The 14756-nt window shown below is 45.8% G+C and carries 15 protein-coding genes; 14 read left to right on the top strand and 1 reads right to left on the bottom strand.

Annotation, left to right across the window (positions count from 1 at the left end; genetic code table 11):
* The first annotated feature begins 48 nt into the window (after positions 1-48).
* Complete coding sequence (locus MHB72_RS16480) at positions 49-1122, top strand: M42 family metallopeptidase (protein WP_216919769.1); 1074 nt, start codon at positions 49-51, stop codon at positions 1120-1122.
* A gap of 52 nt (positions 1123-1174) precedes the next feature.
* Here MHB72_RS16480 and MHB72_RS16475 read toward each other — a convergent pair whose 3' ends face one another.
* On the bottom strand, positions 1175-1621 hold the full coding sequence (locus tag MHB72_RS16475; protein WP_020452614.1) for a YtoQ family protein: 447 nt from the start codon (positions 1619-1621) through the stop codon (positions 1175-1177).
* A gap of 290 nt (positions 1622-1911) precedes the next feature.
* Between MHB72_RS16475 and MHB72_RS16470 the strand changes: the two genes are divergently transcribed.
* From MHB72_RS16470 to motS, 13 genes are all read left to right on the top strand, one after another.
* Positions 1912-2232, top strand: a complete 321-nt coding sequence (locus MHB72_RS16470; protein ID WP_003184462.1) for a thioredoxin family protein — start codon at positions 1912-1914, stop codon at positions 2230-2232.
* A 19-nt stretch (positions 2233-2251) separates the two neighbouring features.
* Positions 2252-3061, top strand: coding sequence for a DUF1444 domain-containing protein (locus MHB72_RS16465; protein ID WP_020452613.1), 810 nt, complete (start codon positions 2252-2254; stop codon positions 3059-3061).
* Between the two features lie 18 nt (positions 3062-3079).
* A complete protein-coding gene (gene ytpR / locus MHB72_RS16460) occupies positions 3080-3685 on the top strand; it encodes a YtpR family tRNA-binding protein (protein WP_020452612.1) in 606 nt (201 codons plus the stop codon).
* Between the two features lie 184 nt (positions 3686-3869).
* Positions 3870-6890 (top strand): DNA translocase FtsK, encoded by a 3021-nt coding sequence (locus MHB72_RS16455; protein ID WP_216919771.1) that lies wholly within the window; start codon positions 3870-3872, stop codon positions 6888-6890.
* Between the two features lie 265 nt (positions 6891-7155).
* Positions 7156-8454 (top strand): UDP-N-acetylmuramate--L-alanine ligase, encoded by a 1299-nt coding sequence (gene murC / locus MHB72_RS16450; protein ID WP_216919773.1) that lies wholly within the window; start codon positions 7156-7158, stop codon positions 8452-8454.
* A 167-nt stretch (positions 8455-8621) separates the two neighbouring features.
* Complete coding sequence (locus MHB72_RS16445) at positions 8622-9044, top strand: DUF948 domain-containing protein (RefSeq protein WP_020452609.1); 423 nt, start codon at positions 8622-8624, stop codon at positions 9042-9044.
* Positions 9045-9047: 3 nt separating this feature from the next.
* Complete coding sequence (locus MHB72_RS16440; RefSeq protein WP_020452608.1) at positions 9048-9464, top strand: YtxH domain-containing protein; 417 nt, start codon at positions 9048-9050, stop codon at positions 9462-9464.
* Between the two features lie 20 nt (positions 9465-9484).
* The gene (gene ytxJ / locus MHB72_RS16435) at positions 9485-9811 is read left to right on the top strand and encodes a bacillithiol system redox-active protein YtxJ (protein ID WP_146873372.1); all 327 of its coding nucleotides are present in this window, start codon (positions 9485-9487) and stop codon (positions 9809-9811) included.
* 149 nt (positions 9812-9960) lie between these two features.
* Positions 9961-10536, top strand: coding sequence for a hypothetical protein (locus MHB72_RS16430; RefSeq protein ID WP_197407192.1), 576 nt, complete (start codon positions 9961-9963; stop codon positions 10534-10536).
* Between the two features lie 212 nt (positions 10537-10748).
* A complete protein-coding gene (locus MHB72_RS16425) occupies positions 10749-11825 on the top strand; it encodes a bifunctional 3-deoxy-7-phosphoheptulonate synthase/chorismate mutase (RefSeq protein ID WP_003184447.1) in 1077 nt (358 codons plus the stop codon).
* A gap of 315 nt (positions 11826-12140) precedes the next feature.
* The gene (gene ccpA, locus MHB72_RS16420; RefSeq protein ID WP_216919776.1) at positions 12141-13142 is read left to right on the top strand and encodes a catabolite control protein A; all 1002 of its coding nucleotides are present in this window, start codon (positions 12141-12143) and stop codon (positions 13140-13142) included.
* 95 nt (positions 13143-13237) lie between these two features.
* Entirely contained in the window at positions 13238-14056 is an 819-nt protein-coding gene (gene motP / locus MHB72_RS16415) for a flagellar motor protein MotP (RefSeq protein ID WP_020452604.1), read from the top strand.
* Entirely contained in the window at positions 14046-14738 is a 693-nt protein-coding gene (motS, locus tag MHB72_RS16410) for a flagellar motor protein MotS (RefSeq protein ID WP_020452603.1), read from the top strand. Before motP ends, motS begins: the two co-directional genes overlap by 11 nt.
* The last annotated feature ends 18 nt before the right edge of the window (positions 14739-14756 follow it).

The following is a 14756-nucleotide window of genomic DNA, read 5'->3' as shown; positions in this document are numbered from 1 at the left end:
CACACTTATGTAAAATGTAGAGAGATACATAAGAAAAGAGGGAAACAGATGAATCAGGAAACGAGAACGCTTTTTCAAACGCTGACGGAGCTCCCCGGCGCCCCGGGAAATGAACATCTAGTCCGCCGTTTCATGAAAAAAGAGCTTGAAAAATATGCTGATGAGATCCTCCAGGACAGACTGGGAAGTGTGTTCGGCGTTAAACATGGACCTGAAGGCAGTCCGAAAATTATGGTGGCCGGCCATATGGATGAAGTGGGATTTATGGTGACATCAATCACAGACAACGGACTGCTTCGGTTTCAAACACTGGGCGGCTGGTGGAGCCAGGTTTTATTGGCTCAGCGGGTGGAAATCCATACGGACAACGGGCCGATCCCCGGCGTCATCGCGAGCACGCCTCCTCATCTTTTAACAGATGAGCAGAGGAGACGTCCAATGGATATCAAAAACATGATGATTGATATTGGTGCGGATGACAGGGAAGATGCCGAACGCATCGGTGTCAAACCAGGCCAGCAAATCGTGCCGATCTGTCCGTTTACCCCGATGGCAAATGAAAAGAAGATCATGGCGAAAGCATGGGATAACCGCTACGGCTGCGGACTCAGCATTGAGTTGCTGAAAGAACTGCAAGGAGCAGAACTTCCGAACACGCTTTACTCAGGCGCGACCGTTCAGGAAGAGCTCGGCACAAGAGGCGCGCAAACTGCGGCCAATATGATACAGCCTGACTTGTTTTTCGCGCTTGATGCAAGTCCGGCAAACGATGCGAGCGGCGACAAAAATCAATTTGGCCAGCTCGGCAAAGGGGTGTTGTTAAGGATTTTCGACCGGACGATGGTGACGCACAGCGAAATGAGAAATTTTGTGCTGGATACGGCAGAGACTCATGACATCCCGTATCAATATTTTGTTTCCCCTGGAGGAACCGATGCCGGTCGTGTTCACATCTCAAATGAAGGCGTTCCTTCGGCCGTGATCGGCATTTGTTCAAGATATATCCATACATCTGCTTCCATTATCCACGTTGATGACTACCTTGCTGCAAAAGAATTGCTGCTCAAGCTTGTCAAAGCTTGCGACAGTTCTGCCGTACAGTCGATTTTACGAAATGATTGAACAAAGAGACCCTGTGCCGCTTTACGCACAGGGTCTCTTTTTGATGATACAGCTACCGGCTTTCAAATACGTACGACAACGATTTAATCGCCTGATTGACAGTTTCTACGGTAATGTTCGCTTTGTTTGACAGTTCTTTTAACGGATGATGGAGTGACTCAGGACGGATGATGATCAGCGGCTTGCCTTTGGCAATCGCGTATGAAGCATCCATCGCCGTGTTCCATTGCTTGTATTTTTCCCCGAAAAGAGCGATGACCACATCCGCTTTGTTCATTAAAACGGAAGTTCGAAAATTATTCAAATCCGAGGCTGCATCATCTTTCGCGATCGAATCAGCCTGCTTGCCCATAATTTCTTCACCGATGTTGTCGGAGCGGTCGTGATTTTCCATCGGTCCGACAAACGTGATCGGCAGCTTGAGCGATTTTGCTTTTTCCTTCACTTCTTCACGCCAATTGCTATGTATTTCTCCGGCAAGATAAACGATAAATTCCATACATGCTCCTCCTGACTGTCATGGGATCACGGCGCAAGGCGCCTTAACGGATATTTTTACCCTATTACTTACCATGTTAAACGAGAATGGCTTGATAAAGCAAAAAAATTATGCTTATGATATGAAAGAGGATCGGATCGTTAAGATTTTCCCTTTTTAAAACGGGTAAGATACATAAAGAATCGTCCATCTTTTAAAAAAGCAGGTGGACAGCAAAAGGCTGGATATGGAGCCGGTTGTCTGGTATGATCCGAATGGATGATAAGAACATATATTGGAGGCGTTGAGTGATGAAAACGATCGAGACGAATGAAGAACTGCAAAAAGTTGTGAAAGACGATTTATCCTTGTTGATGTTTTCGGCTGACTGGTGCCCGGACTGCCGTTTTGTAGAACCGTTTTTGCCCGAGCTTGAGGCGAACTATCCGGAATTTACATTCTATTATGTTGACCGTGACAAATTTATTGATACGTGCGCGGAGTGGGACATTTTCGGAATCCCGAGCTTCCTCGTATTTAAAGAAGGAAACGAAATCAGCCGCTTTGTCAGCAAAGACCGAAAAACGAAAGAGGAAATCGAGCAATTTTTGACAGATTCCCTGAATAAGTAGCCGAAAGGAGAGTTCCTCTATGAAAATGACGTCAAGGAAACTTTCCGATATATTAAAAAAACGTTTGCAAAATGACAACTGGTCCTTTCATTTCGACAGGGAAAAAGACACCTTGAGAATCGAGGATAAAAATACAGGAAAAGGCATTACACTCGAACTCCCGGGGATCATCGCCAAATGGGAGCAGAAAAAAGATGATGCGATTGACGAAGTCGTCTATTATACTGAGGAAGCACTCAATGCCATGAAAGGCCAGTCGCAGGAAATGGAAGGGCGGGAAAGTCTCATCTATCCCGTCATCCGCTCGACTTCCTTTCCCGAGAAATCCAGCGCAGGCGTTCCCTTGATTTTTGACGGCCACACGGCTGAAACACGAATATACTACGCGCTCGATCTTGGCAACACATACCGGCTGATCGACGAAAAAATGCTTGAAAAAGAGGGCTGGACAAAGGAAAGGATTCGGGAAACGGCTTCCTTTAACCTTCGCTCGCTCCAAACCGTTGTCAAAGAAGACGCAGTCGCCGGCAATCACTTCTACTTTTTCAGAGCAAATGACGGCTATGACGCCAGCAGGGTGTTGAACGAATCGATTCTCGCAGAGTATGAGAAAAGCGCGGAAGGGACACTGGCGGTGTCAATCCCGCACCAGGATGTGCTGATTATTGCCGACATCCGCAACAATGCCGGATACGATATTCTCGGGCAAATGTCGATGAGCTTTTTTGCAAACGGAACAGTGCCGATCACTGCGCTTTCTTTCCTTTATGAGGATGGAAAGCTTGAACCGATCTTTATTCTGGCTAAAAACCGCCCTAAAAAGAAATGATAGAAAGGAATTTTTCTCATGAACGCATTTTATAATCCAGAAGGCGTAGGCGATACGCTACTCATCTCATTGAACGATATTCCGCGCGAAGAGATCGCTTTTGAGCGCTGCGGAGACGTCGTGAAAATTTTTCATAAAGACACAAAGGAAACAGGAGGCTATAACATTTTTAATGTCTCCTCATATTTAAGCATTGAGGAAAGCGGAGCTGTTGCGCTTTCCGAATCCTTTGTCCAGGATGTGAATGAAATCCTGGTCCGCAACGGTTTGAAAGATGAGCTGACCGTCGATCTTTCTCCGAAGTTTGTGGTCGGATATGTCGAAGAAAAAGAAAAGCATCCGAATGCCGATAAACTGAGTGTCTGCAAAGTGAATGCAGGGAGCGAGACGCTGCAAATCGTCTGCGGAGCTCCTAATGTTGAAGCCGGCCAAAAAGTCGTCGTAGCCAAAGTTGGAGCCGTGATGCCGAGCGGTATGATTATTAAAGATGCGGAACTTCGCGGAGTGGCGTCAAGCGGTATGATTTGTTCTGCCAAGGAACTGAACCTCCCAGACGCGCCGAAGGAAAAAGGCATTCTTGTCCTTGATGACAGCCGTAAAGCAGGAGAAGCTTTTACATTTTAACGGCATAAAATGAACAAAACTTTCGAATAGATGTAAAAAAGAAGCCGCTGGGTAGACAAACTTGGCGGCTTTTTTATTCGGAGGGCGGACACATGAGAAGGACTTGTCCTTTTCTGGGTGGGGAAGCAGTGGTATACTTAAAACCGTCCCCGAAAAATTTAAGGGAGTTAGAGAGTGATGATTCATGAGCTGGTTTAATAAAATGTTCAGCCTGTTTTTAGGCGATGATGAAGATAATGAAAAACAAAAAAAGCACATAGAAGAGTTTGAGGCGGATTCATTTATAGAGAAAGACGAAGAAATGCCGCAAATTTCCGACGCAAAAGTCTTATATGAATATCCAAAAGGGAAATTCCGCTTCCCGGTTATACCTGATCAAAACTCGCGGCCGCGGGAAAAGGATGACAGCCGCGAACAAAGGACCCGCCGCCCGGCAGGCCGGCACACAGCTTCTCAGCCGAAACCCGGAAATTCCTATCATCATGAAGAGAAAGCGGCGAAAAAACCCTTTAGGCCGTCCGTCATCCCGTCACCGGTTTACGGCTTTCATGAACAGAAAAGAGTCAAACCGGAAAATTATACATATCGTGCAAACAAACAAATGGAAGCGCGTGTCACGCTGTTTAACGAAGAAATTGAAAAAGAGCAGAAGGTTGCCGGAAATAAGCAGCCGGTACGAGAAGAACCTTCCTTGCAAACTGAAAAGAACGGCCGTCCGCTGACTAAAAGCGAGAGTCGCAATCCGACATGGCGAGCCGAATTTGAAGATGTTCCACATATGTCGGAGGAAACGGATTTCCGCCGAGAGCAAATCACAGAAGGTGGCGAAGCCGCTGAAGAAAAAGTGCTGCGGCATGAATCCGAACGAACGGAAACCCCTGTCTCAACGCATATTCCGGAAAAAACAGAATTCCGCCCAGAGCAAAAGACAGAAGGCGGCGGGCTCGTTGAAGAGAAAGCGCTGCGGCATGAATCCGAACGAACGGAAACCCCTGTCTCAACACATACTCCGGAAGAAACGGAAATCCGCCAAGAGCGAATGACAGAAGGCGGCGGGCTCGCCGAAGAGAAAGCGCTGCGGCATGAATCCGAACGAACGGAAACCTCTGTCTCAACACATATTCCGGAAGAAACGGAAATCCGCCGAGAGCGAATGACAGAAGGCGGCGGGCTTGCCGAAGAGAAAGCGCTGCGGTATGAAGCTGAAGAAGAGACAGCCACCGCATCATGGAACATAACGGAAGAAGAAGCAATTCCCGCCGAGCAAACGCCGGAACAAATCGAAAAGCTTTTGGATCAGATCGAGGAAACCGGAGAAGAGAAGGAAACTGCAGAGGATGCAGAGACCATCGTAGAAGAACATGGGGAGACTAACGGCTCGGACGAAATGCTGCCTGACCCGGAAGCTTCAATTCCAGAAAAGCAGTACACTGGCCGCAGTTCTGAAGTATCCGACCAGAGCGATGGTCCTTCCGATAACAAAAACCGGACAGATTCCAACACGCCGGCTGACGCTCGTGAAGAAACAAGCGGAAGCAGCCAGGCTGGCTGGAGACATGAGCATGCATCATTTTCACCGGAACCGGAAGAGACAGCGTCAAGCGCGGGTGAACCCGAAAACAGCGAACAGGACCGGGAGAGTACAGGGACAGTTGAGGGGCGGCCTGAGGCTCCGCGGAAACGGGAAACAGGAGCTTCTCCGGGATCGAAGAAAGGCTCTGTTCCGTTTAATGTCATGATGCTTGCATCAGATAAACAAAAAGAAAAAGCGCCTCAAGGGTATCAGTTCCCGAATATGTCTTTGCTTGATGTGCCTCCGGCGCAAAAGCAGGATGATCAGGCCTGGATACACGAGCAGCGCGAGCTGTTGGACGTCACGCTTGAGAACTTCAATGTCAAAGCAAATGTCGTTCATGTCACCCAGGGGCCTTCTGTGACAAGATTTGAGGTGCATCCTGAACCCGGAGTGAAAGTCAACAAAATTACAAATCTGTCAGATGATATTAAACTCAGCCTGTCAGCGAAAGATATTCGGATCGAAGCGCCGATTCCGGGAAAAAATACGATCGGAATTGAAGTGCCGAATCTGCATAGTAAAATGGTTTATTTGCGCGAAATGATCAGAAGTTCGGAATTCAGAACGAATCCGTCCCCTCTGACCGCAGCCCTCGGACTCGACATTTCCGGAAAGCCCGTCGTGGCAGATCTGAAAAAAATGCCCCACGGGTTGATTGCCGGGGCTACGGGATCAGGGAAAAGCGTATGCATCAACACGATCTTAGTCAGTCTGCTGTTCAAATCGGCGCCGAGGGATGTCAAGCTTCTGCTTATCGATCCTAAGATGGTGGAGCTTGCTCCGTATAATAAAATTCCTCATCTCGTCAGTCCTGTCATCACAGATGCCAAAGCGGCAACTGCTGCATTAAAATGGGTTGTCGAAGAAATGGAGCGGCGCTATGAATTATTTGCCCATTCCGGTGTTCGGGAAATTGAACGATTTAATGAAAAAGTCCGGGAACAGAACATGGGTGAAAAACTTCCTTATCTTGTTGTCGTGATTGATGAACTTGCCGACTTAATGATGGTCGCTCCGAATGAAGTGGAAGAAAGCATCTGCCGAATCGCACAAAAAGCAAGAGCGTGCGGTATCCATCTTCTGATCGCGACGCAGCGGCCTTCAGTTGATGTCATTACCGGCTTGATTAAAGCCAATATACCAACAAGAATAGCGTTTTCTGTATCAAGCGCCGTCGATTCAAGAACGATTATCGATATGGCGGGAGCTGAAAAGCTGCTTGGAAAAGGGGATATGCTGTTCCTGGAGAACGGTTCAGGCAAACCGGTCCGCCTGCAGGGTAACTTTGTTTCCGACCGGGAGATTGACCGTGTCGTTTCACATGTCAGACAGCAGCAGGAGCCGAACTATTTATTTGAACAAGAACAATTGGTCAGACAAAATCCGGCCGGATTTGATCAGGATGAACTGTTTCTGGAAGCGTGCGAATTTGCCGTGGAACAAAACAGCGCCAGCACTTCAAGCCTGCAGCGGCGCTTTCGCATCGGCTATAACAGAGCTGCCAGATTAATCGATATGATGGAAAGGGAAGGCATGATTTCTGAGGCGAAAGGAAGTAAGCCGAGAGAAGTCCTGATTACAAAGGCCGAGCTGGAACAGTTAATAGAAAGTAGTTCACTTTTCGGCTAAACATGGTATGATAGCAGATGGGCGTGTTTTTTTTAGAGCGCCGCATATTAAAGCGCCGGCAGCGGCGTTTTAATCCGTTTTTAAGAGCACTTCCGTGAAAGGGTTCAAAAAAATCCTTTACGCAGGAGGTTTATTCACTCTTGAAAATGTCTGATACTGAATATAATGATGACTTTGAAGAAAACGATGCGGCCGAGCTTAGGTTGCAAATTGAAATAAGCGTCATATACTGGGAAGCAGATAGACGTTTGTTGGAGGTACAATTATGACTGTTTATCATTTTGTCGGAATAAAAGGGACAGGTATGAGTCCGCTTGCCCAAATTCTCCATGATAATGGATATAATGTCCAAGGATCGGATATCGAAAAGTACATTTTTACACAAACCGCTTTAGAGGAGAGAAATATCCCGATATATCCGTTTAATCCGGAAAATATCAAGCCGGGAATGATTGTTATTGCCGGAAATGCTTTTCCCGACACCCATCCTGAAATTGAAAAAGCGCGAGCGGAAGGCCTGCAAGTCGTGCGGTATCATAAATTCCTCGGTGACTATCTGAAGAAATTTACGAGTATTGCCGTGACAGGGGCACATGGCAAAACGTCAACGACGGGTCTTTTATCCCATGTCATCCAGAAAGCAAAACCGACATCTTATCTGATTGGAGACGGAACTGGAAAAGGCTGCGAAAACAGCGAGTACTTTGTGCTTGAAGCCTGTGAATACAGAAGGCATTTTCTGAGCTATCAGCCTGATTATGCGATCATGACTAATATTGATTTTGATCATCCCGATTATTTCGCGAATATCGATGATGTATTTGACGCATTTCAAACGATGGCATTACAGGTGAACAAGGGAATTATCGCATGCGGCGACGACGAGTATTTGATGAAAATCCATGCGAACGTTCCAGTCGTGTACTACGGCTTTGCCGAGGAAAACGATTTTCAGGCGAGAAATGTCATCAAAAATACCGAGGGCACAACGTTCGATGTTTTCGTCAGGAACACATTCTACGATACCTTCTATATACCGGCATACGGCAGCCATAACGTTCTGAACGCTTTGGCCGTTATTGCACTCTGCCATTATGAACAGGTCGATGTCGATATCATTAAAGAAGGATTGCAAACCTTTGGCGGCGTTAAACGCAGATTTAACGAAAAACATGCCGGCAGCCAAGTGTTGATTGACGATTATGCCCATCATCCGACTGAAATCACGGTGACGATTGAAGCAGCCAGACAGAAGTATCCGGAACGGGACGTTGTCGCAGTATTTCAACCGCATACATTTACGCGTACGCAGTCGTTCCTGAATGAGTTTGCCGAAAGCCTCAAGAAAGCCGATTACGTATATCTTTGCGATATATTCGGATCTGCCCGGGAAAATGCAGGAAAGCTGACGATCGGCGATTTGCAGGAGAAAATCCCGCAGGCGAAGCTGATCGATGAAAATGACACATCGATTTTAAAGGAGCATGAAAATGCAGTGTTAATTTTCATGGGCGCAGGTGACATTCAAAAGTATTTAAAAGCATATGAAAATGTATTAGCATAATGAGAAAAAGGCAGTGTGAGTCAATCCGCTGCTTTTTTGTACATATGGAGCCGGGAGTTTCTGTTAAAGGAATTCTCCTGTGCGTGTAGAAAAAGTAAATATAAAGGTTTACGATTTAAACAATTGGGTATACATCAATTGTAAGACCTTAGCTCGAGGAGGATAAGATGATTATTATTCTATATTTAAGCGCCGCACTCATCGCTGTCAGCTTTCTTATTCTGGTTATCTATTTATCAAAAACATTAAAATCGCTTCAAGTCACACTCAATCATGTTGCCGCAACGCTGGAAGGTGTTGAAGGACAAATGAAAGGCATCACAGCTGAAACAACGGAGCTCCTGAATAAGACGAACCGGCTCGCTGATGATATTCAGGAAAAATCTTTGAAGCTGAATACGGTCGTGGATGCCGTTCAGGAAGTCGGCACATCGGTCAGGCAGTTTAACAGCTCCATTCAGCAGGTTTCAGAGTCCGTCACATCAGCCGCAGAGCAAAACCGTGAAAAAATTTCTCAAGTTGTCAGCTGGAGCAATGCAGCTTTGGAAATTTGGAATAGATGGAAACAAAAGAAGATGAAGGAGGAATAATTTATGAGTAAAGATGGAATGAATACTAAAGATTTTTTAATCGGCACGTTTGTAGGCGGAATCATCGGGGCAGCCGCAGCTTTATTTTTAGCACCGAAGTCAGGGAAAGAGCTTCGCGATGACCTCGGAAATCAGGCTGTCGTTTTAAAAGATAAGACCGGAAAGCTCACAAGCGAAGCGAGGGAGAGAGGTTCTGAGTACGTCAGCATCGCCAAAGAGAAGACATCTTCGATTTCACAGCTTGTTGCCGACCAGTCTTCACAGATCATGGATAAAGTCAAAGACTTGCGAAACAAAGGTGCTGAAAAAGCTGATGAACTAAAGGAAGAAGCATCGACTAAAATCGAAGAACAGGCTGAAGAAGCCAAAAATGAAATAGAAGATGAAGCAAGGGAAACAGCGGATACCGTCCAGAAATAATGGAGGAAAGGGAGATCACCGTGTCGAAACAGCTCATTCAAACAGAGGATGAATTTAAAAAGCTTCCAAAAAACAACGATACATTTATCTTTTTGAAACATAGTGTGACATGCCCGATCAGCAGGCGCGCGTTTGAAGAATTTGAATCATTCGCCAATCAGCATGAAGACATACCGGCTTATTATCTAAAAGTGCAGGAAAGCCGACCGCTGTCAAACTATATCGCTGAGCAGTACGGAATTAAACACGAAAGTCCTCAAGCCTTCATTTTTACAAACGGGAACGTGAAATGGCACGCCTCCCATTCGCAAATTACAGCTCAAGCACTTGCGGAAAACAGCAGATAATCCGCAGGTAAAAACGGCCAAGACGTATAGCGTTTTGGCCGTTTTCTATGTTGTTATGATGCTTTTGCCTCATGGAAATGCCTTTTTAGGATAATGTATCGTTTGATCCATGGTTGTACGTTATAATTAATAAAACAGGAGGTGATGAGTTGAACACTGAATTAAAGGACATGCTTCAATCCGTTCTAAAAGAAGAATTGAGTCCGATCAATCAGCGTCTTGATGGAATCGACAAGCGCTTAGACAAAATCGACGCACGCTTCGTTGAGGTCGACAAGCGCTTCGATGAAGTGGATGCACGCTTCGCTGAGATCGACAAGCGCTTCGATGAAGTGGACGCACGCTTCGTTGAGATCGACAAGCGCTTCGATGAAGTGGACGCACGCTTCGTTGAGATCGACAAGCGCTTCGATGAAGTGGACGCACGTTTCGTTGAAGTAGATAAGCGCTTTAACGCAATCGACAAGCGCTTCAAAGAAATAGACGGGCGCTTAAACAAAGTAGAAAACCGCTTAAACGCAATGGACAAGCGGCTGAATCGGCTTGAAACAGATATAGATGAACTGAAAAGAGGGCAGGAGAGGCTCCCGAAAACGATCATCGAGAACATCGGACAATTTACGGAGAACATTGTCGAACATGCCGATGATAAGGCGGCTGCCTTGAATGACAGGGTTTTTAGCGTCGAAACCGCAATACAGAGAATATACAGGTTATCAAGTTAAAGAATCAAACGAGATTCTTTTTTTTTTATTCTTCCGACAAACACCCGCACAGCAAGGGATAAACCGCATATAATGCTTTATCGCTTAAAAGCGTTTTGGTAATAAAGAATTTTTTCGTGACATTTTAAGAAACATTGTTTATAATAAACCCTAATCAATTGAATCATTCTTATTCTCATAGAGGGTGAAGTTAAAAAGAAAGGATGGATAACATGAGCAACACTGAACTTGATTTGCTGAGGCAGCAGGCGAATGAATTAAACTTGCAAATATTAAAGCTGATTAATGAGCGAGGAAGAATCGTTCAGGAGATTGGAAAAGCGAAGGAAGCGCAAGGCATCAACCGCTACGATCCAGTCAGAGAAAGAGCGATGCTGAACGAAATTATTGAAAATAATGACGGACCGTTTGAAAACTCGACGATCCAGCATATTTTCAAAGAGATTTTCAAAGCTGGACTTGAGCTTCAGGAAGACGATCACAGCAAAGCACTGCTCGTTTCCCGCAAGAAAAAGCCTGAAAATACGATCGTTGATTTGAAAGGCGAAAAGATCGGCGACGGAGAACAAAGATTTATCGTCGGTCCGTGTGCGGTTGAAAGCTATGAGCAAGTAGCCGAAGTTGCAGCCGCAGCTAAAAAGCAAGGCTTGAAACTGCTTCGCGGCGGAGCCTTCAAACCCCGTACAAGCCCGTACGACTTCCAAGGCCTCGGTGTTGAAGGCCTGCAAATCTTAAAGCGTGTTGCTGATGAGTATGATCTTGCCGTCATCAGTGAGATCGTGAATCCGCAGCATATTGAAGAAGCCATTGATTACATTGATGTTATCCAAATCGGCGCCCGCAACATGCAAAACTTCGAGCTCTTAAAAGCCGCCGGTTCAGTGAAGAAGCCGGTTCTGCTGAAGCGCGGACTTGCCGCAACGCTGAAGGAATTCATCAATGCAGCGGAGTACATCATGTCACAGGGCAATGATCAAATCATCCTTTGCGAACGCGGAATCAGAACGTATGAGACAGCGACTAGAAATACGCTTGATATCTCAGCTGTGCCGATCCTGAAGCAGGAGACTCACCTTCCTGTATTCGTGGATGTCACTCATTCTACCGGACGCCGCGACTTGCTGCTTCCGACAGCAAAAGCAGCGCTTGCGATCGGAGCTGACGGCGTCATGGCCGAAGTTCACCCTGATCCTTCTGTCGCGCTTTCCGACTCTGCTCAGCAAATGGATATCCCGACATTTGAAAAATGGTTAAATGAACTGAAGCCGCTCGTTCAAGTAAAAGCATAAGATTCGTTTATGGACCGCTTTCGAGCGGTCCTTTTTTTAGTTGTCATCAAAAATTGTCGAAAAAATGTCTTATTTTTAATTAAAAAGCTGTTTATTCTTATTTAAATTAATTATAAAAATAAAGGGAACGTTTTCATATTAGGTAAAACCGTGTATAATTTCAGAGAGCCCCTTTTGTTTTGGCAGGTTATGAAAAATAATGTAAACTTGAGTTCTGTTTATTTTACATAAAGTTTTACATTTTGACATTTCTCTACATGAAAATGTTTATGCTATAGGAAAAGAAAAGTGTACCCAGTTGAAGGAGTGGTAAAAATGAGTAATGTGACAATATATGATGTAGCACGCGAAGCAAATGTAAGTATGGCAACCGTTTCCAGGGTTGTGAACGGAAATCCGAACGTCAAGCCGACGACGAGAAAGAAGGTGCTTGAAGCCATCGAGCGTCTTGGCTATCGTCCAAATGCCGTGGCAAGGGGTCTTGCAAGCAAAAAGACGACGACTGTCGGCGTGATCATTCCCGATATTTCCAGCATCTTTTATTCAGAGCTGGCGAGGGGAATCGAAGATATCGCAACGATGTACAAGTACAATATTATTTTGAGCAACTCCGACCAGAATATGGACAAAGAACTTCATCTTTTGAATACGATGCTGGGAAAACAAGTTGACGGTATCGTCTTTATGAGCGGAAATGTCACTGAAGAGCATGTGGAGGAGTTTAAGCGGTCACCAGTTCCGATCGTGCTTGCGGCATCTGTTGAAGAAAAAGGGGAAACGCCGTCCGTTGCGATCGATTATGAACAGGCGATTTATGATGCGGCTACCATGCTGATTGAAAAAGGCCATAAGCGCCTTGCGTTTGTATCAGGACCTATGACTGAGCCGGTCAATCAAGCGAAAAAACTTCAAGGCTTTAAAAGAGCGCTTGAGGATAAGGGGCTGACATTTAAAGAAGAGTATGTCGCAGAAGGCGATTATACGTACGATTCAGGAATGGAAGCGCTGGAGGCGCTAATGAAGCTGGATGAAAAACCGACGGCCGTCCTGTCAGCGACAGACGAAATGGCACTCGGCGTTATTCACGCAGCACAGGATAAAGGACTGGTTATTCCGGATGACCTTGAAGTGATCGGCTTTGACAATACAAGGCTTTCATTAATGGTTCGGCCGCAGCTGTCGACTGTCGTCCAGCCGACGTATGATATCGGTGCCGTAGCGATGAGACTTCTGACAAAGCTGATGAACAAAGAGGAAGTCGAAGAGCATATTGTCCAGCTGCCGCATCGCATTGAACTCAGACAATCAACAAAATGATCATGATTAAATAAACGAGAAAGAAAGCAAGTGTTCACAGCTTTTTTCGTGAATTGCTTGCTTTCTTTTCCATGAGCTGGAGAGATTATGAAAAAATGAAACGATTTGATTATCTGACACCGGTCGGTTTGATTTTGGGTATTTTCATTTTAGTAATCGGCGTTGTCTCTGGAGCGGGGCTTTCCGGTTTTTATTCATTTATCGATTTGACGTCTTTCTTTATCGTGACGGGCGGATTGTGTGCAGCTGTTTTCATCAGCTTTTCCCCGAAAGATTTAAAAAGAGCGCCGGCTGTGCTGAAGCAGGTCTTTATTTCGGAAGAAGACGATGTACGCGACTTGGTCAAAACCTTTGTCAGCCTGTCTGAACAGGCGCGCAAACAAGGAATTTTATCATTGGACGCCAATATCAATGAAATGAAAGACCCGTTTCTGAAAAAAGGTCTGCTTCTTGCCATCGACGGATGGGACGAGGAGACGATCCGCAATGTGATGAACTCGGAAATCGCCGCGATGGAAGAAAGGCACAGAAAGGGAAGAAGAATCTTTGAAAAAGCGGGGGAATTTGCCCCTGCATGGGGAATGATCGGAACCCTTGTCGGACTCGTCATGATGCTCAAAAACCTGAACAAGCCGGAAACGCTCGGTCCGAATATGGCGATCGCCCTTTTGACGACGCTTTACGGATCCCTTTTAGCCAACATGCTGTTTATACCGATCGCCGCAAAGCTTGAAGAAAAGACTGAGAATGAAATCTTTAAGAAGCAGGTCATGATCGAAGGCATCATCGGCATCCAGTCGGGAAGAAATCCGCGAAATCTGGAAAGCCAGCTTGTCGTTTTCAGTTCAAAAGAAGAATGGGCAAAAAAGCGGGCGGATCATATAAAACAAAAGGACAGGGCTCATGAAGCTTAGACATGAACGAAGAAAGCGCGAGCAGGGGCGCAAATCGTCAAACTGGATCATCACGTTTTCGGATTTGATTACGCTCATCCTCGTGTTCTTTATTTTACTGTTTTCGATGTCGCAAATCGATTTAAACAAATTTAAAGCAGCAGTCGGTTCATTTCAAGACAGGGCCGACGGCAAATCCGCCGCAGAGCTGAAAAAAGAAAACGCGGACGATCAGAAGGCTGAAAAAACGGCTAAAAGCCAAGAAGATTTATTAAAGAAAATCAACGACTATATTGAAAAAAATGAACTGTCAAGTTTGATAGCGGCCAAGCGTGATGAACGGGGCATCATCCTCGTCCTTCAGGAAGCGGTTTTGTTTGATTCGGGAAAAGCGGATCTGAAAGACCAGGCTCACCCGCTTTTGCATAAAATCGCCGTCCTTCTCAAATCAGTGTCCAACCCGATCCGTGTGGAGGGGCATACGGACAGCCGCCCGATTTCGACTTACCGTTTTCCATCCAATTGGGAGCTTTCTGCGGCAAGGGCGAGCACTGTGATCGGCTACTTTACGTCGAAAGAAAAGCTCGACTCTTCACGTTTTCTTGCCATCGGTTATGCCGATACAAAACCGGTCAAGGACAACCGCACAGAGAGCCATATGAAGGAAAACAGGCGCGTCGAAATTGTCATCGCAAAAAAATAAGTGAGAAGAAAGCAAGGT

Origin of the sequence: Bacillus sp. FSL K6-1284, assembly GCF_038002625.1 — a bacterium.
GTDB classification, from domain to species: Bacteria; Bacillota; Bacilli; order Bacillales; family Bacillaceae; genus Bacillus; species Bacillus paralicheniformis.
This window is presented reverse-complemented; position numbering and strand designations above follow the sequence as displayed.

What these genes read in the sequence shown, in the direction of transcription:
- MHB72_RS16480 (WP_216919769.1), top strand. Translation starts at nt 49, where the DNA reads ATGAATCAGGAAACGAGAACGCTTTTTCAAACGCTGACGGAGCTCCCC.
- MHB72_RS16475 (WP_020452614.1), bottom strand. Translation starts at nt 1,621, where the DNA reads ATGGAATTTATCGTTTATCTTGCCGGAGAAATACATAGCAATTGGCGT.
- MHB72_RS16470 (WP_003184462.1), top strand. Translation starts at nt 1,912, where the DNA reads ATGAAAACGATCGAGACGAATGAAGAACTGCAAAAAGTTGTGAAAGAC.
- MHB72_RS16465 (WP_020452613.1), top strand. Translation starts at nt 2,252, where the DNA reads ATGAAAATGACGTCAAGGAAACTTTCCGATATATTAAAAAAACGTTTG.
- ytpR (WP_020452612.1), top strand. Translation starts at nt 3,080, where the DNA reads ATGAACGCATTTTATAATCCAGAAGGCGTAGGCGATACGCTACTCATC.
- MHB72_RS16455 (WP_216919771.1), top strand. Translation starts at nt 3,870, where the DNA reads ATGAGCTGGTTTAATAAAATGTTCAGCCTGTTTTTAGGCGATGATGAA.
- murC (WP_216919773.1), top strand. Translation starts at nt 7,156, where the DNA reads ATGACTGTTTATCATTTTGTCGGAATAAAAGGGACAGGTATGAGTCCG.
- MHB72_RS16445 (WP_020452609.1), top strand. Translation starts at nt 8,622, where the DNA reads ATGATTATTATTCTATATTTAAGCGCCGCACTCATCGCTGTCAGCTTT.
- MHB72_RS16440 (WP_020452608.1), top strand. Translation starts at nt 9,048, where the DNA reads ATGAGTAAAGATGGAATGAATACTAAAGATTTTTTAATCGGCACGTTT.
- MHB72_RS16425 (WP_003184447.1), top strand. Translation starts at nt 10,749, where the DNA reads ATGAGCAACACTGAACTTGATTTGCTGAGGCAGCAGGCGAATGAATTA.
- ccpA (WP_216919776.1), top strand. Translation starts at nt 12,141, where the DNA reads ATGAGTAATGTGACAATATATGATGTAGCACGCGAAGCAAATGTAAGT.
- motP (WP_020452604.1), top strand. Translation starts at nt 13,238, where the DNA reads ATGAAACGATTTGATTATCTGACACCGGTCGGTTTGATTTTGGGTATT.
- motS (WP_020452603.1), top strand. Translation starts at nt 14,046, where the DNA reads ATGAAGCTTAGACATGAACGAAGAAAGCGCGAGCAGGGGCGCAAATCG.